This is a genomic window from Mycobacterium shottsii, from assembly GCF_010728525.1.
GTDB classification, from domain to species: Bacteria; Actinomycetota; Actinomycetes; order Mycobacteriales; family Mycobacteriaceae; genus Mycobacterium; species Mycobacterium marinum.
Genome location: NZ_AP022572.1, coordinates 2,194,809 through 2,216,144 on the forward strand (window position 1 = coordinate 2,194,809; position 21,336 = coordinate 2,216,144).

Consider the following 21,336-nt stretch of genomic DNA (forward strand, 5'->3'; position numbering starts at 1 on the left):
CGTGTCTGCTTAATGTGAATGGTGTTTTGGCTGATGCTGTTTGGGTGATGCGGACGCATGCGATTTCTGATGATTTGTGGTCGCTGATCGTGGCGGTGTTGCCTGCGGGGCGGCGGCGTGGCCGGCCGTGGAACGATCATCGACATACTCTGGAGGGCATTATCTGGCGTTACCGTACGGGATCTCCGTGGCGTGACCTGCCCGAGCACTTCGGTCCCTGGCAATCGGTGGCCGAGAGGCATCTACGCTGGTCGGTCGATGGCATCTACGCGCGGATCTTCGCGGCGATCGCCTCTGACCTCGACGCCGAGGACGCCGACCTGGGCGCACTGTTGTCGGTCGATTCGACCAGTGTGCGCGCCCACCAACACGCAGCCGGAGCGCGCCCCGGGCGCCGCACAGGGGGATCTGTCGAATTACAAGAAATATCTCGATGAGCCCGATGACCACGCCATTGGGCATTCCCGCGGCGGGCTGACTACCAAGATCCACGCCTTGACCGACCAGCTGTGCAGTCCGGTCACCCTGGCACTGTCGGCCGGTCAAGCCGGTGATAATCCGATGCTTTGGCCATTGCTGGCCGCCCGGTGCAGCAACTCATACGCCCCGTTTCACCTGCTGGCGGACAAGGCGTACTCCCATGACTCGACGCGGGCACAGCTGCGCCGGCTCAAGATCGCCCATACCATCCCCGAGCGCAGCGACCAGATCACCCGCCGCAAAGCCAAAGGCCGCAACAGAGGACGGCCTCCGGGGTTCTCAGGCCGAATCTACAAGCACCGTAACACCGTCGAGCGAAGCTTCAACCGGCTTAAACACTGGCGCGCGGCCGCCACCCGCTACGACAAATACGCCCTGACCTACCTCGGCGGTGTCACCCTGGCCGCCATCATCACCTACCACCGCGTCCGCAATTAGCAGACAGGACCTAGACCCATCGTTGCTGCTGGGCGCGGCCGATTGGGCAAATTCGCAAGTATTAATGCGGCACGCACAAGATTCCTCGCGATCGCGCCGCCCCGGCCGAGGAATGCGAGGGCCGTGTCGGGAGCGGATTCAAGCCGGTCGTGTCCTCGGTTCTGACCTGCGCCGCGAGGTTTCTGCTGCGAGTTTGCTGTGTCATTTCGCAAAAGAACCTGTGTGGTCAAAACTCTGAGTTTGCCGGGGTTACCCTCTGCTGATTCCGAGCGCGATTCACCAGTAGTCGACGGCTAATCGGTTGGGAGACTTGCGATGTCGTATGTGGTGGCAATACTGGACATGCTGGCATCGGCGGCCGCCGATGTGGCGGGCATCGGCTGATCGGTCGGCGCGGCCAACGCCGCGGCCGTGGGGGCGACGACCGGGGTGATGGCCGCTGCCGATGATGAGGTGTCGGTCGCGATTGCGGCGTTGTTTTCCGGCCATGGCCAGGCTTACCAGGCGATCAGTGCCCAGGCGGCGGCGTTTCACGACCAGTTTCTGCGGGCCTTGACCGGAGCGGGCGGCGCCTACGCGGCCGCCGAAGCGGCCAATGCTTCACCGTTGCAGGCCGCGGAGCAGCAGGTGCTGGCGGTGATCAACGCACCCACCAACGCGTTGTTGGGGCGTCCGTTGATCGGCAATGGCACCGATGGACTGGCGGGAACCGGAGCCGCCGGTGGTGCCGGGGGGCTCTTGTGGGGCAACGGCGGCAACGGCGGATCCGGCGCGGCTGGCCAGGCCGGCGGGGCCGGGGGAGCGGCCGGCCTGATCGGCACCGGGGGTGCTGGGGGTATGGGTGGGGCCGGCAGCGGGGCCGGCGGGATGGGCGGCAGCGGCGGCTGGTTGTTGGGCAACGGCGGGGCCTGCGGGGCCGGTGGAGTCGGCGGCGCAGGTGTGAGCGGTGGAGTCGGCGGAACCGGTGGCAACGCGGTGCTGTTCGGCAACGGCGGGGCAGGGGGCATGGGTGGGGCCGGCGCGGACGGCGCCGTGGGCGCCGCCGGTACCGCGGGGACCTCGACTTCGGCGGGCGGTGTTGGTGGTGTCGGTGGTGACGGGGGCAATGCCGGCAACGGCGGGGCCGGCGGCAACGGCGGCGCTGGCGGGGCCGGTGGGACCGGCGGGGCTGGCGGCGCAGGCTGGGACGCCACCGCCGCCGGAGTGCTTGCGGCCACCGGAGGCGACGGCGGCGACAGCGGTGGCGGGGGCGCTGGCGGTAACGGGGGCGCGGGCGGGGCCGGCGGGCATGGGTCGGCCTTGTTTGGCGCGGCCGGCGCGAACGGCAACGGCGGGGCCGGTGGCGCCGGCGGAAACCCGGGGGCGCCCGGCAACGGTGGTACCGGTGGGGTCGGCCCCGACGCGGCCACCTCCGGGGGCATGGGCGGCACCGGTGGTGACCCCGGCGCGGTCGGCGGTGGCGGCAACGGCGGCGCGGCCGGTGGCGCGGGTGCGGTCGCCGGTGCCAGCGGTGCCGCCGGCACCATCATCGCCGGCAACGGAGGAAATGGCGGTGCCGGCGGGGCCGGCTATGCCGCCGATGGTCCTGCCGGCCCCGCCATCGGCAACGGTGGCGACGGCGGGCACGGTGGCGCGGGCGGCTTCTACGGCAACGGTGGTGCTGGCGGGGCCGGTGGTAACTCCGCACCCGGCGGCGGGAACGGCGGCAATGGCGGCACCGGCGGTGACAGTGGTGCGATGGGCAGCAGCGGCGGTCGGGGCGGCGATCGCGGCGTCGGCACCAACGGCGGGGCCGGTGGCGGCGGCGGCAACGCAATTAGCTACGGAACCGCAAACGCCACCGGTGGCGCGGGTGGCGATGGCGGCGCCGGTAGCAGGGGTACCGGGGGCACTGGCGGTGCCGGGGGTGGGGGCGGCGCCGCGCAGATCCTCAATGGCGCCTCGGCCGCTACTGCCACGGGCGGTGCCGGGGGTGCCGGTGGCGACGGGAACGATGGCGGCAACGCCGGTGTGGGCGGTGCTGCGTCGACTAGGGGGACTGGAAACGTCACCGGCGTCACCGGCGGCACCGGCGGCGATGGCGGCACTGGCAGCACCGGCAGCGGCGGTTCCGGCGGTGACGGCGGGAACGTCGAAGTCAATAACGACGCTTCTACGGTTTCCTTTGTCGGCGGCGCCGGTGGCCACGGTGGGGACGGCGCCACGGACGGCGGCGCCGGTGGGGATGGCGGCAGGACCACTATCGATGGCGCTGGCTCCAGGGCCACCGCCACCGGCGGCACAGGAGGGGACGGCGGCAACGGCGGTACCGGCCACGGTGGGGGTGGCGGTTCCGGCGGCACCGCTATCAACTACGGAGCCGGCGACGCCTTCGGTGGCGCCGCCGGGAAGGGCGGCACCGGTGTCGTCGGCGGCAACGGCGGCTCGGGCGGTGCTGCGTACAACTACGGAACCGGAAACGCCACCGGAGCCGACGGCGCGGCCGGCACCGACGGCACTACCGGAGCCGGCGGGTCCGGCGGGTCCGGCGGCGCTGCAAGCGTCCTCAACAGCGCCTCGACCGCCACTGCCACCAGCAGCAGCGGCGGTGCCGGTGGCGACGGTACCGACGGCGGAAACGGGGGGTCGGGCGGTTTTGCCTTCACCTTCGGGACCGGAAAGATCATCGCCGGCGTTGGCGGTGATGGTGGCACCGGCAGCACCGGAGTCGGTGGGATCGGCGGTTCGGGTGGCGGCGCGGACATCAACAACGGCGCCTCCACGGTTATCCCGCAGGGCGGTGCCGGCGGTCACGGCGGCGATGGCGCCACCGATGGCGGTGCCGGCGGTGCCGGTGGATTCACGGAAATCGACAGCAGCGCCTCAGTGCTCGCCGCCACCGGCGTCGGGGGGAGCGGCGGTGCCGGCGGTGCCGCATACACCCTTAATGGCGCCTCAACTGCCACGGCCACCGGCGGCGTCGGCGGGAACGGCGGCGACGGTGGCACAGCCAACGGTTCCAACGGCGGAAACGGCGGCGCCGGCGGTTATGCCTCGACCACGGGAACCGGAACCGCTAGTGCCGGCAATGGTGGTCGCGGGGGCGACGGTACGGCAACCTTCGCCACCGGCGGCACCGGCGGGGTTGGCGGTAATGCCCACGCGCCCGTGGGCAGTCCCATCCCCGGCGTCGGTGGCAAAGGCGGTGACCCCGGACCCGGGGGTAAGCTCGGCCCGAACGGCGCGGACGGCACCGTCGTATAGCCGGCAGTGCGCCACCGGCGGTGCAAGACGGGGTCGACACCGGCGGATGGGCCGAATCGACGACGAGCGGGGGGGTGCCGCAACTCCGGATTCGGTGCTACTGCCGGTAGCTGACCAGGAAGTTGCCCAGGCGCTCGATGGCCGCTGCCAGATCACGCGACCACGGCAAGGTCACCAGGCGCAGGTGATCCGGCTCCGGCCAATTGAACCCGGTCCCCTGGGTGACCAGGATCTTCTCGGACAGCAGGAGATCGAGCACGAGTTGTTCGTCGTCGGCGATGTCGTAGACCTCCGGGTCCAGCCGGGGAAACGCATACAGCGCACCCTTGGGCTTGACGCAGGACACCCCGGGAATTCCGTTGAGCTTGGACCAGGCGACGTCACGCTGTTCGAGCAGACGACCGCCGGGGAGCACCAGATCATCGATGCTTTGGTGGCCGCCCAGGGCGACCTGGATCGCATGCTGGGCCGGGACGTTCGGGCACAAGCGCATGTTGGCCAACAGGCTGATTCCCTCGATGAAGCTGCTGGCGTGCTCCTTGGGACCGGTGATCGCCAGCCAGCCCGCCCGGTATCCGGCAACGCGGTAGGCCTTGGACAGGCCATTGAAGGTCAGGCACAGCATGTCCGGGGCGAGCGTGGCCACGCTGATGTGCTTGGCGTCGTCGTAGAGGATCTTGTCGTAGATCTCGTCGGCGAGCAGCAACAGTTCATGCTTGCGGGCCAGCTCCACCATCTGGGTGAGGATTTCGTGGCTATAGACCGCGCCGGTGGGGTTGTTGGGGTTGATGATCACCAGCGCCTTGGTGCGCTCGGTGATCTTGGACTCCAGATCGGCGATGTCGGGCTGCCAGTCCTGTGTCTCGTCGCATAGGTAATGCACCGGAGTGCCGCCGGCCAACGAGGTCGACGCCGTCCACAGGGGATAGTCGGGTGCGGGAATCAGCACCTGATCGCCGTTGTCGAGCAAGGCCTGCAGCGTCATGGTGATCAGCTCGGAGACACCGTTGCCCAGGTAGACATCGTCGACGTCGAATCGGGGAAAGTCGTCGACGAGCTCGTAGCGGGTGACCACGGCACGTCGGGCCGGCAGGATCCCTTGCGAGTCGGAGTACCCCTGCGCATAGGGCAGCGCCTGGATCATGTCGCGCATGATCACGTCCGGCGCCTCGAAGCCAAACGGCGCGGGGTTGCCGATGTTGAGCTTGAGGATCCGATGCCCTTCGGTCTCCAGCCGCGCGGCCTGCTGGTGCACCGGACCGCGGATTTCGTACAGGACGTCCTGAAGCTTGGACGACTGCGCGAAGGAACGCTGGCGCTGGTTGCTGGAGGCGTGCCAGGGCAGCTGGTGAGTGGTCACGTCAACCATGGTCTCATCGCTGTCTACTGATATTTGCTGACAGGTGTCAAGCCACGGTCAGCGCTTGCCCGGCGGACGCGCGCCCCGTGCCATGCCCAGACCCTTGACCGGGGCGGCCGGCGCCGCAGCTGGAGTCGGTTCCCCATCCTGCTTGCTGGCCGGCTCGGGTTCCGGTGTTGCCTCGGGCTCCGGCTGGGCGGGGGCCGCCGCGGCGGGCGCTTCCGCCTGCGCGGGTGCCTTCTTCGCCCCCGGACGCTTGGCGCCGGTGGCGATTCCCAGGCCTTTGACCGGGGCGGCGGGTGCGGCAGGTTCCGCGGGCGCGGCCGCGGCCTCGGGAGCCGGTGCCGTCGCGGCCGCTTCCGGTGCCGCAGCAGCTGGTGGCGCTGCCTTCTTGGCCCCAGGTCGCTTCGCGCCCGAGGCCATACCCAACCCCTTGACCGGTGCGGCCGCCTCGGCCGGCTTGGTTTCGCCGGTGGGCGCGGCCGCCTTCTTGGCGCCGGGTTTCTTGGCGCCCGCGGCCATACCAAGGCCCTTGGCCGGTGCGGCCGGGGCCTCAGCTGCCGCGGTTTCGGCTGCTGGCGCCGGAGCCGCCTTCTTGGCGTCCGGTCGTTTCGCGCCACCCGCCATGCCCAGCCCCTTGGCCGGTGCGGCCGGGCTGGCCGCTGTGGCGGCGGCCGGGGCCTCCGCAGCTTTCGCGGGTGCCTCGGCTGGCGCCGGGGCGGGCGCGGCCGGGGCGGCGGCCTTAGGCGCAGCTTTCGCCCGCTTTTCGGCTTCCTTTGCGGCCGTGCCTTTCTCCGGCAGCGTTGCCTTTTCGCGGTCGAGCGAGCCGAGCAGCACCTGGGCCACGTCGAGTACCTCGACACCGGAACGGCCCGCTTCTTCCTGCCGGTCGTTGACACCGTCGGTCACCATCACCCGGCAGAACGGGCACGCGGTGGCGATGGTGGAAGCGTTGGTGGCCAGCGCCTCGTCGACGCGTTCGTGGTTGATCCGCTTGCCGATGTGTTCTTCCATCCACATGCGGGCCCCGCCGGCGCCACAGCAGAAGCTGCGCTCGGCGTGGCGTGGCATCTCGGCAAGGTTGGCCCCGGCGGCGCCGATCAGCTCACGCGGCGCCTCGTAGACCTTGTTGTGCCGACCCAGGTAGCACGGGTCGTGATAGGTGACATCTTGGGAAACCGGGGTGACCGGGACCAACTTCTTGTCGCGGATCAGCCGGTTGAGCAGCTGGGTGTGGTGCAGCACGCTGTAGTTGCTGCCCAGCTGCCGGTATTCCTTGCCCAGGGTGTTGAAGCAGTGCGGGCAGGTGACGACGACCTTGCGGTCGACGGTCTCCACGCCTTCGAAGACGCCGTCTAGGGTCTCGATGGCTTGCTGGGCCAGCTGCTGGAACAGGAACTCGTTGCCGGACCGGCGGGCGGAGTCACCGTTGCAGGTCTCCCCGGCGCCCAGCACCATGAACTTCACACCCGCGGTGGCGAGCAACTCGGCGACGGCCTTGGTGGTCTTCTTGGCCTTGTCGTCGTAGGCGCCGGCGCAACCCACCCAAAACAGGTACTCGTAGCCGTCGAAGCTATCCACGTCCTCGCCGTAGACCGGGACATCGAAGTCGACTTCGTCGATCCAGTTGGTCCGGTCCGAAGCGTTCTGGCCCCACGGATTGCCCTTGTTCTCCAGGTTCTTGAACAGCACCGACAGCTCGGAGGGGAACTCCGACTCCATCATCACCTGGTAGCGGCGCATATCGACGATGTGATCGATGTGCTCGATGTCCACCGGGCATTGTTCGACGCAGGCGCCGCAGCTCACGCAGGACCACAACACGTCGGGATCGATGACACCACCCTGTTCGGCGGTACCGACCAGCGGGCGCGCGGCCTGCTCGGGACCGTCTCCGGGCACCCGGCCGAAGCCGGATTCGGGCACGTGGTGGCCTTCTTCGGCGGCGGTCTCGAGGTCAAGACCCTCGAGCGGATCCGCGGTCTTCTCACCCAGGATGTAAGGCGCCTTGGCCATCCAGTGGTCGCGCAGGTCCATGATGACCAGCTTGGGCGACAACGGCTTGCCGGTATTCCAGGCCGGACACTGCGACTGGCAGCGCCCGCACTCGGTGCAGGTCGCGAAGTCGAGCATGCCCTTCCAGGTGAAGTCCTCGATCTTGCCGCGGCCGAAAATGGCGTCGTCGGGCGGGTTCTCGAAGTCGACCGGCTTGCCGTCGGCTTCCACCGGCAGCAGCGGACCCAGCCCGTCGGGCAGCCGCTTGAAGGTGACGTTGATCGGAGCCAAGAAGATGTGCAGGTGCTTGGAGTGCAGCACGATGATCAAGAACGCGAGCATGACCGCGATGTGCGCCAACAGCGCCGTGGTTTCGATGATCTCGTTGGCGGGCTGACCAAGCGGGCGCAGGATCGCCCCGAACAGCTGGGACAGGAATGCGCCCTTGCCGTAAGGAAGCGTTTCGTTGTTGACCGCTGAGCCCCGGACCAAGACGTAAGTCCAGATGACGTTGAAGATCATGAACAGAACGAGCCACGCACCGCTGTTGTGCGAGCCATAGAACCGCGACGCCCTACCGATCTCGCGCGGGTTCCGCTTGATCCGGATGATGGCGAAGGTAGCGATGCCCAGGAACACCGCGGTGGCGAAGAAGTCCTGCAGGAAGCCCAGCGCGTCCCAGTGGCCGATCACCGGGATGGAGAAGTTCTCCACGAACAGGAACCCGTAGGCCTCGATGTAGACCGTGAGCAGGATGAAGAAGCCCCACATGGTGAAGAAGTGCGCGATGCCGGGGATCGACCATCTCAGAAGCCGCCGCTGACCGAACACCTCGGCGATCTGCGTCCAGATCCGGGCGCCGATGTCATCGGTACGTCCCGAGGCTGGTTGCCCAGACATGATCAGCTTGTACAGCCACCAGACCCGACGCAAAGCGAGCACGACCACGACCGCGGTCATGCCCATTCCAACTGTCAGTCTGATGAGCATCTGCGTGGTCACCGAAGTACTCTCCAATGCATTTCAGTGTGCTTACTGGCAGCTCAACCTGCTCATACTGACATCTTTGCCTAATTCGCCGCGAGAAAGGCTGTCCTAACCTAGGCTCGCTCGCTTTAGGACATTTTTGTCTCAGCCCGGTGCCGTCAACATCGCCCGCAGCATCGACAACATCTCCGAGCGAGAGCCCGCGCCGAGGCGACGACGGATCCGCGCGACGTGGTGTTCAACCGTCTTCGCGGAGATGAACAGCTGGGCGCCGATGTCGCGGTAAGGCATGCCCAACAGCAGTAGCTCGGCGACTTCGCGTTCCCGATCGGATATGGGGGATCCGGCCGCTGGCCGGCGGGGTGCGGGCGCCGCACCGGCGACCGGTTCCGCATCGGTGGGATCGTCAAAGCCGCTGGCCAGCTTCAGGTCTCGAGCCAGTTGCAACATGGCTCCAGAGACCCGGGCATCGGGCGTCTGCAGGGCGGCTTGACCGGCCAGCCTGGTCGCGTCAGACGTCAGTCCCACCCCCGACAATGACCGGGCGGCGACGGTGACCTCCTCGACATCCACCTGGTCGGCCAGCACCCGCAGCCACGTCCGTCCGGCGACCGACAGGGCATGCGCCAGAGCGTTCCCGGCAGCGGCCGCGCCAAGCGCCTGTCCGTGTGGTGCAACAGCACCTGGCGAGTTGGCCAGGATTCCCGCATGCACCCCGGCCCAATGAAGTGAGTTTGACCACAAGACCGGGTTGCCAAGTGAATTCAGCAGCGAAAAGGCCTGATCCAAAGTGTGTTGAAGCTGGTCCACCTGGCGATTACGGGCGGCCGCTACCCACAATTCGCCCAACGGCAGCAATGCGAACAGGTCGAGGGAATACTCGCCGAGCACCTCCATGGCCGCATTCCAATGCTTTTGCAGTGCACCGGCATCGCCACTGCGGCGTGCGATCGCGGTTTCAAGTGCCGCGGCCCACAGTGCGTCGCGTCGATGCATTGGTGCACCGGAGCAAGCCGCGGCGACATCAGCACTGGCCGACGGGAGTTGCCCCTCTTGCATCTTGATCCAGCCGGATAGCAGCAGGTGGCGCTGATGGAACACCTGGTCGGTTCCGGAGCGCACCGCACGCCCGATCACGCTGCGTGCGCGGACCGGATCACCGCCATGAATCGCGGCCAACGTCACCAGCGCGGCCGGGCTGTCGGGGATTGCCTCGGTGATCGGTTGGTCCGCCGCGATGGCCTGCCCCAGCTTCGCCATGGCCACCGGATACGGCTGACCCATGGTCAGCAGCAGTCCGTCGGCAAGACCGCGCGCGGCCCGCGCCGCCATGGTCGGCGGGCCGGTGTCCTTCACGTCCAGCGCTGCGCGGGCGGTCTGCAGATCGCCCACCGCAGCGAGCACGATCGCCGCTGACGAACCAACGACCGCATCCGGGTAGGGGCCCAACCACCCGAACAGCTCGGCCGCTTGACCCGTGTTGCCCTCATGGGTCGCCACGCTGGCCGTGATCCGCACCGCCGCGGCGCGTTGCGCGGAATCCGCGGAGCCGAGCAGCTCGTCGGCCAACGCCGCCGCGCCCGCACAGTCGCCGTTTCGGGCCAGCGCATCGGCCAATTGGGATTTCAGTTCTGTTGCGCCGGCACTGACGGCCGCCCGGTAGAGCCGCGCCGTCTGCGCGGGGTCACCGCGCGCGGCCGAGGCGTATCCGGCGAGGGCGGTCGCCAATCGCTCACCGTGCAGCCCGTGCTCGGCCAGTCGCAGCGCGAGATCTTGCGACATCGGCGAGATGTCGAGTTGTGATCGCAGCAGGGATGTCTCGACCTCATGGTGGTGTGTGTTGCCGACGATGTGTACGACCGCCTCATGTACCAGCCGCAGGAAGGCGGGCGGATGTGACGGCTCGACCAGTCCGCTGGCGTGCACACGATCGACGAGCTGACGCGCGTCCGAGGTGGACACATCAAGTGCGGCGGCCACGTCAGTGGCTCCCGATTGCTGGGTCAACGACATGATGAGCAGCGCATCCAGGGTGGGTTCGTCGAGTCGGCGCAACCGCTCGATGAGGGCAAACCTGGCCGCCGGGACCGGGGAGTCGGTCTCGCGGGATACCGCCTCGACCAAGAACGGCATACCCGTGGTGCTATCCCGAAGTTGGTCGGCGAGCGGCAACGGACCCAGCGATATCTGAGGTCGTTCGCGTTCGATGGTCGTCGCGAGCGCACGCAGCGCGTGGTGTTGCTGATAAAGCTGTGTGCCCACCACCACGGTGGCCTGGGGATCTGCGACCCACTCGGCCAGGAGCAGTAGTTCGTCCTCGGCGAGTAGGTGGGCGTCGTCGACCACGAGCGCCACCTCGGAGGGTTCGCAGTCCCCGGTGGGATGGGTACGGACGGTAACCCCGGCGCGGCGCAGGGCGTCGCGGACGGTGCCCAGCACGGTTGTCTTGCCGGTCCCGATGCCGCCGCCGATCAACGCCTTCACCGGGGTTGCGCCGCCGCTTGCGAGTTCATCGATCAGCCCGCGTGCGGGAGCGGGAACCGCGGCCGAGTTAGGGGGCGCCGACGTGTCGTCGCGTGAAGCGTGGCCTTTGGACACCCCATCTCGCTCTCCCCGTGCATGATCTGCGGGTGGCAGCGGATTTCTGGCCATACTGTTTCTTACCCCGGAACCCCAAAATCCCCTAACGCGCCACCCCCTAATGGGGTCGTGGGATACGCGGGTTGGACACCGAACACATTGGTGGCATCACCGGATAGCATCGTCCCCGACGCGGAAAATGTGCGATTTGGAGGCGCGAGATGGCTAACTCGTTGCTCGATTTCGTCATCGCGCTGGTGCGTGACCCCGCGGCGGCCGCACGGTATGCGGCCAACCCCGCGCAGGCTATCGCCGATGCCCACCTTACGGACGTGACCAGCGCCGACGTCAACAATCTGATCCCGATGGTGTCGGATTCACTGTCCATGGACAGCCCGAGCGGGGCGATTGCCGGTGCACAACCTGCCGATCACGGCAACGTTTGGGCGAGCGGTGCGGCGGCGGCCGCGCTGGACTCGTTCTCACCGCAGGTTGCCGGGGCGGTCGTCCCACAGCACCAACCGTCGGGCGGTGTGATCAACGAACCAACACCCGTCGCCTCCGGTGAGGTAACCGCCGATCCGCATCCCGTAGGGTTCGAACCCCATCAGCCACCAGTGCTGTTCACGGGTGCCGAGACGCCCGACCCGACCTTTGACCACGGCGTCCTGCCGGCGGCTGATCCGGCTATCTGGGATCACCCAGTCGATCACCCGCATGTCACCGAGCCCGATCACCACGGCTTCGGTATCCACGGGTGAACTCCGTTCGCTAGTGATCTAGCTGGCCGCCTCTGGCGGCCCTTCATTGGAATGTGACGTGCAGAAATGCTGGTTTTTGAGGCGGTTCCCGCATGTGCGTTGAGGGTGCTCGATTTCCCCTAATCCCCTAATGGGGTGACCCGGTTGATCCCGGTGGGTACTCGTTGGTCTGGGGGATCTGGCCCCGATTTCGAGGAAGGGCCAAATCCATAGCGTTTATGGCAGAGCGCCGGTCGTTTCGGCGAACAACTACACACATTCGATTGAAGGGACAATGAAGATGAACTCGCTTGTCGACTACATCCTGAGCCTGTTTCGCAGCGAAGACGCGGCACGGTCGTTCGTCGCATCTCCCGGGCAGGCCATGACCAACGCCGGACTGGTCAACGTGTCTCCGGTGGAGATCTCGTCGGCCGCGGCCAATGCGCTGGCATTTCTCAACCTTGGTGCTGGGGACCCGATTGGGGGATTGCAGCAAGCGGTGGCGGACCAATACGGGCTTGCGCCGGCCTCGGAGGTGGGCGCCGCGTCGAGCTACGTTGCTCAAGATGCGGGTGCTGTCGTTGCTCAAGACGCTGCCGCGGTCGTGAGTGACGCGGGAGTCGTTGCGGCTGATGCGGGCTTTGCCGGTGCAGACATCGGTGCCTCGGTGGCGAATGTCGTTGCGGCCGACATTGGGGCAGGCCTGGCCAGCGGGCTGACAAGCGGTCTGGGAGCTGGGTTGTGGAACCAGAGTGGCCTCGGGTGGCAGACCGGTGTCGGCGGAGTTGTTCCGGGCCTTGCCTACACGCAGGCAACCGGAGACTTCGGCGGCCAGGTTGGGCTTGCCAGCCAGGTCGGCCTGGGCTTCGGGGCCGGTATTCAGGCCGGGTTCGGTGCGCAAGCCAGTGCCGGTCTCGGGCTCGGGTTCGGCGCCCAGACCGGCCTGGGCGCACAAACCGGCCTGGGCATCGGAGCCGGTTTTGAGGGGGGATTTGCCGGTCAGGCTGGCGCCGGTTTGGGCCTTGGGATCGGCGCGCAAACGGGTCTGGGAGTGGGCCTTGGCGGTCAGACCGCTGTCGGTGGTGGGCTCGGACTTGGACTCGGCGGCGGGTTGGGGGGTCAGGCCGGGCTTGGCCTCGGCGGCAATGTTGGTCTTGATGTTGGTGGCGCGCTCGGCGGTCAGGCCGGGCTTGGTTTGGGGGGTGGGTTTGTGAGCCAGGCTGGGTTTGACGGGCAGCTGGGTGGTCAGGCTGGCGTCGGTGTTGGTGCCGGTGTTGGTGGCCAGGCCGGTGGTGCGGTCGGCGGTAGTGCTGGTGGTGCGATCGGCGGTGGCTTCGGTGGTGGGGCTGGCGTGGGTGGTCAGGCCGGGCTTGGTTTGGGGGGTGGGTTTGTGAGCCAGGCTGGGTTTGAGGGGCAGCTGGGTGGTCAGGCTGGCGTCGGTGTTGGTGCCGGTGTTGGTGGCCAGGCCGGTGGTGCGGTCGGCGGTAGTGCTGGTGGTGCGATCGGTGGTGGCTTCGGTGGTGGGGCTGGCGTGGGTGGTCAGGCTGGCGGTAGTGCTGGTGGTGCGATTGGCGGTGGCTTCGGTGGTGGGGCTGGCGTGGGTGGTCAGGCTGGCGGTAGTGCTGGTGGTGCGATCGGCGGTAGCGCCGGCGGTGCGGTTGGCGCAGGTGCGGGCTTTGGAAGCCGCGTCGTTGGCAATGGCCAGGTTGGCGCCGGTGGCCAGGTAGGCGGTGGCATCGCGGGCCAAGCGGGCGGCGGCATCGCTGGCCAGGCAGGTGGCGGCATTGCTGGTCAGGCCGGTCTTGCTGGTCAGGCGGGTATCGCCAGTCAGGCGGGTCTTGCCGGTCAAGCGGGTATCGCCAGTCAGGCCGGACTTGCTGGTCAAGCCGGTCTTGCTGGTCAGGCGGGCATAGCCAGTCAGGCCGGTCTTGCCGGTCAAGCGGGCATCGCTAGCCAGGCCGGTATCGCCAGCCAGGCCGGTCTTGCTGCCGGTGGTTCGGCAGGTATCGCTAGCCAAGCCGGTCTGGGTATTGGTGGCCAGGCGGCGCTGGGCGGTCAAGCGGGTGCCGCGGTCGGTGGCGGGCTTGCCGGCGTCGGCAACGTCAGCGGCCTGACCGGCATCGGTGGCAACGCATCGCTGGGAGCCACCGGTCAAGCCGGATTGATTGCCAGCGAAGGCGCCGCGCTCAATGGTGCTGCCAACCCACATGTTTCAGGCCCGTTGGGCGGTGTGGGAGTTGGCGGTCAGGCCGGTGCAGCCGGCGGTGCGGGCTTGGGCCTCGGGGCTGGCAGCCGGGGCAGCATCCTGAGTGGTGACAGCACCACCTTGGGCGGGCATCCCAATCCGCAGCCCGCCGCCCTGGGGGCAGCCGGTGGTACGGGCATAGGGGCCCATTCCGGTGCAGGCGGCGGAATGGCCGCCGGGCTGGGCGGCAGCGCCGCCGGCGGCGCTGGTGTGGGACTTGGCGGCAGCGCCGCGGGCGGTGCAGGCGCCGAGGCGGCTGGCGGATTTGGTGGCGGTACCCACATTGGCGGCCAGGCCGGGCTGGGCGGCAGCGCGGCGGGCGGCGCGGGAACGGAGCTGGGTGGCACGGCGGGTAGCCCGGGAGCCGGAATGGGCGCCGGAGTTGGCGGTGGCACACACGCTGGCGGCCAGGTAGGCGTCGGCGGCGGGAGCACCGCTGGCGGCCAGGCCGGCCTCGGTGGCGGGAGCACCTCGGGTGGATCGATGGGCCACGGAGACATCCTTGGCCAGGAAGGCACCACCCTCGGGGGCAACGGCGGCGTCACCGGCGGGATCCCGCCGGTAGAGCACGGGCCGACCATCCCTACCGGTCAAGGGCCCGTCATCCAGGGCGGCGGGGGTGCCGGAGCCGGGGCCGGCGGTCAGGTGAGCCCACCGTCGGGCAACGGTCCCGTCATCTAGAGCCCGGGCGCCGGTGCCGGCCACGGTGGCGCGAACCCGCCGGTGATCAATGCGCCCGCGCCGCACGTCGCGACGCCGACGCCGGCGCACACTCCGCCGGTTGAGCACGCGCCGGTGGTGACGCCGCAACCGCACGTGCCGGCCGAACAGCCGGCGCATCACGAGCCGCCGAGCCCCTCGGTGTTCGGTCACGAGCCTCCGGTGACCCACACACCGCCGGTGCATGTCGATCCGCCGTCACACGGTCCGGTTGACCCGCACGGGTTCTGAGCCGTAATCGCGAAACCGGCGGGGACCTTCGTGGTCCCCGCCGGTTTATGCGCATACCGTGATCTGAAATACACAGCGACCGAGAAAGTGGGGCAATGCGGTGACCCAACCCGATGACCCGCGTCGGGTCGGCGTGATTGTCGAACTCATCGACCACACCATCGCGATCGCAGAACTCAACGAGCGCAATGACCTGGTGGGGCGCTTGCGCCGTGCTCGCCAGCGGATCACCGATCCACAGATCCGCGTGGTGATCGCTGGGCAGCTCAAACAGGGCAAGAGCCAACTGCTCAACGCTCTGCTCAACCTGCCCGTGGCGCGAGTGGGAGATGACGAGGCCACCGTGGTGGTCACGGTGGTCAGTTACAGCCCGCAGCCATCGGCCCGGATCATCGTGGCCGCCGGGCCCAACGGCGAAACCACCTCGATCGACGTCCCAGTCGACGACATCAACACCGACTTGCGCCGGGCGCCGCAGGCGGGCGGCCGCGAAGTCCTGCGGGTCGAGATCGGCGCACCCAGCCCGCTGCTGCAAGGCGGGTTGGCTTTCATCGATACCCCTGGCGTCGGCGGCCACGGGCAGCCCCATCTGTCTGCGACTCTGGGGCTGTTGCCAGACGCTGACGCCATGTTGATGGTCAGTGACGCCAGCCAAGAATTCACCGAACCGGAGGTGTGGTTTCTGCGAAAGGCGCATCAGCTCTGTCCGGCCGGGGTGGTGGTTGCGACCAAGACCGACCTCTATCCGCACTGGCGCGAGATCGTCAACACCAATGCCGCGCACCTGCAGCGCGCTCGGGTGCCAATGCCGATCATTCCCGTCTCGTCGCTATTGCGCAGTCATGCGGTCACGCTCAACGACAAGGAACTCAACGAGGAATCCAACTTCCCGGCGATCGTCAAATTCCTCAGCGAAAAGGTGCTCTCCCGTGAAACCGACCGGGTGCGCGATGAGGTGCTGCGCGAAATGCGTTTGGCTGCAGAGCAATTAACGATCTCCGTGGACTCCGAGCTAGCGGTCATCAACGATCCCGCACTGCGCGACAGGTTGGCGGGCGACCTGGAGCGCCGCAAGCGCGAAGCCAACGATGCCTTGCAGCAGACCGCACTGTGGCAGCAGGTGCTCAACGACGGATTCACCGACCTGAGTACCGATGTGGATCATGATCTGCGGGCCCGGTTCCGTGCCGTTACCGAAGACGCTGAGCGCCAGATAGATTCCTGCGATCCGACCCTGCACTGGGCGGAGATCGGCACCGACGTGGAGAACGCGATCGCCACCGCCGTCGGCGACAACGTCGTCTGGGCATATCAGCGCGGCGAGGCATTGGCCGACGACGTTGCCAGGTCTTTCGCCGTCGCCGGTCTGGACTCGGTGCTGTCCCCGGAACTGAGCAAGCGGGCCATGGGTGCCGAGTTCGGTCAGCTCAAGGCCCCCGCCCAACTGGAAGCCAAGCCGGCCGGCAAGGCCCAGAAAGTGGTGACCGGCTTGCGGGGTTCCTACGGCGGCGTCGTGATGATCGGCATGTTGTCCTCGGTGGCTGGGCTGGGTCTGTTCAATCCCGTGTCATTGGGGGCCGGGTTGATACTCGGCCGGATGGCCTACAAGGAAGACCGTGAAAATCGGCTGCTGCGCGCGCGTGCTGAGGCCAAGACCAACGTGCGGCGCTTCGTCGACGATGTCTCGTTCGTGGTTGGCAAGGAATCGCGCGACCGTCTCAAGATGATCCAGCGGACCCTGCGTGACCACTACCGCGAAATCGAGAACGAGATCACTCGGTCGTTGAACGAATCGCTGCAGGCCACGGTCACCGCCTCGCACTTGGAAGAAGCCAAGCGCGACAACAGGGTTCGCGAACTCGAGCGACAGCGCAACATCCTCGGCCAGGTCACCGACAACCTGCTGAAATTGGGCCCTGGCGTGAGCCCCCGGGCGAACCTAGGACGAGCGTGAGCACCAGCGATCGGGTCCGCGCAATTCTGGGCGGAACCATTCAGGCCTACCGTGGTGAGCCGGCCTACCGCCAGCGCGCGGACGTTTTCTATGAACTCGACCGCATTGGTGCCCGGCTGAGCGAACCGATCCGCATCGCCCTGGCCGGCACCCTCAAGGCGGGCAAATCCACGCTCGTCAACGCGTTGGTCGGCGACGATATCGCGCCGACCGACGCCACCGAGGCCACCCGTATCGTCACCGGGTTCCGGCACGGCCCGACTCCCAGGGTGACGGCCAACCACCGTGGCGGGCGCCGCGTCAACGTGCCCATCACCCACCGGGATGGCCTCAGCTTCGATCTGCGCCGGCTTAACCCGGCCGAGATCGCGGATTTGGACGTCGAATGGCCAGCAGAAGAACTCGTCAACACCACGATCATCGACACTCCCGGAACATCGTCGTTGAACCGGGATACCTCCGAACGCACGTTGCGGCTATTGGTGCCCGCGGACGGGGTGCCCAGGGTGGATGCCGTGGTCTTCCTGCTGCGAACCCTCAACGCCGCGGATATCGCGCTGCTCAAACAGATTGGCGGCTTGGTGGGGGACTCGGCGGGAGCGCTGGGCATCATCGGGGTCGCGTCGCGGGCCGATGAGATCGGTGCGGGCCGGATCGATGCCATGTCCTCGGCCCAAGACGTGGCGAAGCGATTCACCGCCGAGCTGAGTCAGACGGGCATCTGTCAGGCCGTGGTGCCGGTATCCGGACTGCTCGCGCTCACCGCACGCACGCTGCGCCAGAGTGAATTCGCCGCGCTGAAGAAGCTGGCCGGCGCCGACAGCACCGAACTCAACAAGGCACTGCTCAGCGTGGATCGCTTTGTCCGGCCGGATAGTCCGTTGCCGGTGGACGCGGGCACCCGCGCGCAGCTGCTGGAGCGGTTTGGCATGTTCGGAATCCGTATCTCGATCGCTGGCCTGGCGGCGGGGATCGCGGATTCGGCTGGGCTGGCCGCCGAACTGCTCGAACGCAGTGGGCTGGTGGCCCTGCGGGAGGTGATCGATCAGCAGTTCGCGCAGCGCTCAGACATGCTCAAGGCACATACGGCGCTGGTCTCGCTGCGCCGGTTCGTGCAGGCGCACCCGGTCATGGCGACGCCGTACGTGATCGCCGATATCGATCCACTGCTGGCCGACACACACGCCTTTGAGGAACTGCGTGTTCTGAGCCTGTTGCCCTCGCAGGCAACGATATTGAATGACGAAGAACTCGTCTCGCTGCGGCGCATCATTGGCGGCTCAGGCACCAGTCCCGCCGCCCGGTTGGGGTTGGATCCGCAGCACCGGCACGACGGTCCACGGGCCGCTTTCGCCGCGGCGCGGCGCTGGCGCCGACGTGCGGATCATCCGCTCAACGACCCTTTCACCACCAGAGCCTGCCGCGCCGCGGTGCGCAGCGCCGAGGCGATGGTGGCGGAGTTCGCCGCACGCCGCTGACCGGCTAGGTCCTGTCTGCTAATTGCGGACGCGGTGGTAGGTGATGATGGCGGCCAGGGTGGCACCGCCGAGGTAGGTCAGGGCGTATTTGTCGTAGCGGGTGGCGGCCGCGCGCCAGTGTTTGAGCCGGTTGAAGCTTCGCTCGACGGTGTTGCGGTGCTTGTAGATTCGGCCTGAGAACCCCGGAGGCCGTCCTCTGTTGCGGCCTTTGGCTTTGCGGCGGGTGATCTGGTCGCTGCGCTCGGGGATGGTGTGGGCGATCTTGAGCCGGCGCAGCTGTGCCCGCGTCGAGTCATGGGAGTACGCCTTGTCCGCCAGCAGGCGAAACGGGGCGTATGAGTTGCTGCACCGGGCGGCCAGCAATGGCCAAAGCATCGGATTATCACCGGCTTGACCGGCCGACAGTGCCAGGGTGACCGGACTGCACAGCTGGTCGGTCAAGGCGTGGATCTTGGTAGTCAGCCCGCCGCGGGAACGCCCAATGGCGTGGTCATCGGGCTCATCGAGATATTTCTTGTAATTCGACAGATCCCCCTGTGCGGCGCCCGGAGCGCGCTCCGGCTGCGTGTCGGTGGGCGCGCACACTGGTCGAATCGACCGACAACAGTGCGCCCAGGTCGGCGTCCTCGGCGTCGAGGTCAGAGGCGATCGCCGCGAAGATCCGCGCGTAGATGCCATCGACCGACCAGCGTAGATGCCTCTCGGCCACCGATTGCCAGGGACCGAAGTGCTCGGGCAGGTCACGCCACGGAGATCCCGTACGGTAACGCCAGATAATGCCCTCCAGAGTACGTCGATGATCGTTCCACGGCCGGCCACGCCGCCGCCCCGCAGGCAACACCGCCACGATCAGCGACCACAAATCATCAGAAATCGCATGCGTCCGCATCACCCAAACAGCATCAGCCAAAACACCATTCACATTAAGCAGACACGCCCTAGGCCCCTGGCGCCTCGGTGGTCGGCGTGATGGGCGCGGCCGTCGTCGTCGACGGTTGTTGGGTGGTGGTCGGCGGGGCGGTGGTCGTTGCCTGCGTGGTCGTGGTTCGGGTGGTGGTCGGTTGGGTGGTCGTGGTGGTGGTCGGGGGAGTGGTCGTAGTCGTCGTCGTGGTGGTCGGCGTGGTCGTGGTCGTGGTCGTAGTGGTGGGCTGGGTGGTCGTGGTGGTCGCCGACGGCGACCTGGTGGTCGTGGAGGGCGGCGTCGGGGTTATCACGGTCACGGTGGGGCTGCTGTTGGGCCCCAAGATCGTCGTCGTGATGGGTTCCGGTGGGGGCGCCGGAACCGTGGTGTTGACCGGCTTGTTGTTGGACGTGCCCAGCGTCAGCCCCAACACCACCGCGACCAAGATGGCTAGCCCGGCCGCGGCCAGGCTGAACACCACCGCCGCGCGTTTGTACCACGGCAAGGGGGCGGCCTCGGCGTAGCGGTCCTGATCGGGGTAGTCGTAGCGGGGCGCGTAGTCGGTGGCTGGCTCCCGGCCGTATTCGCCGGTGGCGTTGGGGCCGGTGTAGGGCACCGGTTCGTTGCCGGTGTCCGCGTCCTGGGACCAGGCGAGGGCTCGGTATGTCGCCGATTTGGCGTTGTCAGAGGCGGATTCGGAGGCCGCCGCACTGCCGGCCTGGTTCGCCCACGCTGTGGGCGAGACCTCGGTCATGGCGCCGATCGTGCCGGCGGCGCCGACAATGTTGGTTGGCATGTCGACCGCGGGCCCGGCGCCGGTGGGAGCACCGGCCGACGATTGATTTTGGCCGAGCATCGCCGCGCCGATGGCCGCGCTGAATATCGGCTGTGCCGTGGTGAATACGGGTACCTGCAGGCGTTCCGACAGCCGGTTGCCGATCAGCGGGATGGCAGCGCCTCCGCCCACGGCCGCCACCGCGGCCAGGCTGGGCCGTGGCACTCCGCTGCGCTGCAGCATGTCTTCGACCGAGCCGATGAATCGGTCCAGGGGTTGGGTGATGAGCTGTTCAAGCTCGTTGCGGGAAAACCTGATATCGGCACCCGGCTGCCCCGCCGCGCCCGTTGCGATGGTGGCCACCGGCGCCGCCGACAGGTGTTCTTTGGCGAACCGGCACCCGCAGAGCAGAAGCGTGACCGACCCCATGCTGGTCGCCGTACCGGAAACCTCGGCGCTGTCGATACCGGGGGTGACCGTCAGGAGATGACTCAAGATGAGTTGGTCGATCTCGTCGCCGGAGAACTCCCGGTACCGGAAGGTCGGGCCGATCTGCTGAAGACTCGAACCAACTTGGGCCAGCGTTACGCTGGTGCCGCCGGCTCCGAAATCGCACAGCGCCGCCACGCCGCTGGCCGGGAATCCCGGTGTGGGCCGCAGCGCTGCCAGTGCGGCCGCCGCATCCGAGACCACCGCCGCAGCAACACCGTTGGGTGCCAAGGCCGGCTCGGTCAGCAACGCCCCGCGCAACGCGCCAAGTTGAGCCCCTGACCAATACGCGGGTGCGGCGATTGTGACCGGCGAACCATAGCCGACCGTGCGCGCCAACGCGCTCAGGGCTTGCACGGCCAGCGCCTCGCCGAGGTATTTGGTGCCGTCGGCCGCTATCAGCGGCGACTGATCCCCAACTCGTTCGACGAATCCCCGTAGCACCAGGCCAGCGCCGGCGAGACCGGGGTTTTCCTCTGGCAGACCGACTTCGGCCGCTTGGTGCTGAAACAGATGCAACACCGAAGCACGTCGCAGCGGGGCGCCGCCTGCCCGGGTAGCGACCAGGTTGGCCACCCCGATCGACAGCCCGAGCGACTCGCTCATATCCCACACCCCTGTGTCCCTTGTCTTTGCCAGCGATCGCTGGCCGCTGGCCGTTCCCCACCATAGCCGCCGCCGATGCGGCGAAATCGGCTCACAGGCCCGGCGGCAAAT

Annotated in this window: 8 protein-coding genes and 4 pseudogenes; 7 read left to right on the plus strand and 5 right to left on the minus strand. The window is 67.8% G+C overall.

Going from position 1 to position 21,336, the window contains the following annotated elements; all coding sequences use genetic code 11:
- The first annotated feature begins 44 nt into the window (after window positions 1-44).
- Both G6N41_RS10480 and G6N41_RS29755 read left to right on the plus strand, forming a co-directional pair.
- Window positions 45-918: pseudogene (locus G6N41_RS10480) on the plus strand (IS5 family transposase).
- Between the two features lie 432 nt (window positions 919-1,350).
- Window positions 1,351-4,161 (plus strand): PE family protein, encoded by a 2,811-nt coding sequence (locus G6N41_RS29755; protein WP_407663805.1) that lies wholly within the window; start codon window positions 1,351-1,353, stop codon window positions 4,159-4,161.
- Between the two features lie 97 nt (window positions 4,162-4,258).
- Here the strand turns inward: G6N41_RS29755 and G6N41_RS10490 are convergent, their stop codons facing one another.
- The 3 genes from G6N41_RS10490 to iniR all read right to left on the minus strand — a co-directional run bounded on the left by G6N41_RS10490 (window position 4,259) and on the right by iniR (window position 11,101).
- A complete protein-coding gene (locus G6N41_RS10490; protein WP_198967299.1) occupies window positions 4,259-5,530 on the minus strand; it encodes a pyridoxal phosphate-dependent aminotransferase in 1,272 nt (423 codons plus the stop codon).
- 48 nt (window positions 5,531-5,578) lie between these two features.
- Window positions 5,579-8,518 carry a heterodisulfide reductase-related iron-sulfur binding cluster gene (locus G6N41_RS10495; protein WP_198967300.1) on the minus strand — a complete coding sequence of 980 codons (2,940 nt, stop codon included), beginning with the start codon at window positions 8,516-8,518 and terminating at the stop codon, window positions 5,579-5,581.
- 129 nt (window positions 8,519-8,647) lie between these two features.
- Entirely contained in the window at window positions 8,648-11,101 is a 2,454-nt protein-coding gene (iniR, locus tag G6N41_RS10500; protein ID WP_198967301.1) for an isoniazid response ATPase/transcriptional regulator IniR, read from the minus strand.
- A gap of 203 nt (window positions 11,102-11,304) precedes the next feature.
- Between iniR and G6N41_RS10505 the strand changes: the two genes are divergently transcribed.
- From G6N41_RS10505 to iniC, 5 genes and pseudogenes are all read left to right on the plus strand, one after another.
- Window positions 11,305-11,844, plus strand: coding sequence for an Rv0340 family IniB-related protein (locus G6N41_RS10505; RefSeq protein WP_198967302.1), 540 nt, complete (start codon window positions 11,305-11,307; stop codon window positions 11,842-11,844).
- Between the two features lie 280 nt (window positions 11,845-12,124).
- Window positions 12,125-12,211 (plus strand): annotated as a pseudogene (locus G6N41_RS30285) (hypothetical protein); the annotation flags it as partial.
- 1,608 nt (window positions 12,212-13,819) lie between these two features.
- Window positions 13,820-14,320: pseudogene (locus G6N41_RS30290) on the plus strand (IniB N-terminal domain-containing protein); the annotation flags it as partial.
- Window positions 14,321-15,122: 802 nt separating this feature from the next.
- Window positions 15,123-16,976 carry a dynamin-like GTPase family protein gene (locus G6N41_RS10515; RefSeq protein WP_198967303.1) on the plus strand — a complete coding sequence of 618 codons (1,854 nt, stop codon included), beginning with the start codon at window positions 15,123-15,125 and terminating at the stop codon, window positions 16,974-16,976.
- Window positions 16,973-18,454: an isoniazid-induced dynamin-like GTPase IniC gene (gene iniC, locus G6N41_RS10520; protein ID WP_198967304.1), complete on the plus strand. Its 1,482-nt coding sequence runs from the start codon at window positions 16,973-16,975 to the stop codon at window positions 18,452-18,454. The genes G6N41_RS10515 and iniC overlap by 4 nt, the downstream gene beginning before the upstream one ends.
- A gap of 18 nt (window positions 18,455-18,472) precedes the next feature.
- Here iniC and G6N41_RS10525 read toward each other — a convergent pair.
- Window positions 18,473-19,346 (minus strand): annotated as a pseudogene (locus G6N41_RS10525) (IS5 family transposase).
- Window positions 19,347-19,392: 46 nt separating this feature from the next.
- Complete coding sequence (locus G6N41_RS10530; protein ID WP_198967305.1) at window positions 19,393-21,225, minus strand: Hsp70 family protein; 1,833 nt, start codon at window positions 21,223-21,225, stop codon at window positions 19,393-19,395.
- Window positions 21,226-21,336: the final 111 nt, after the last annotated feature.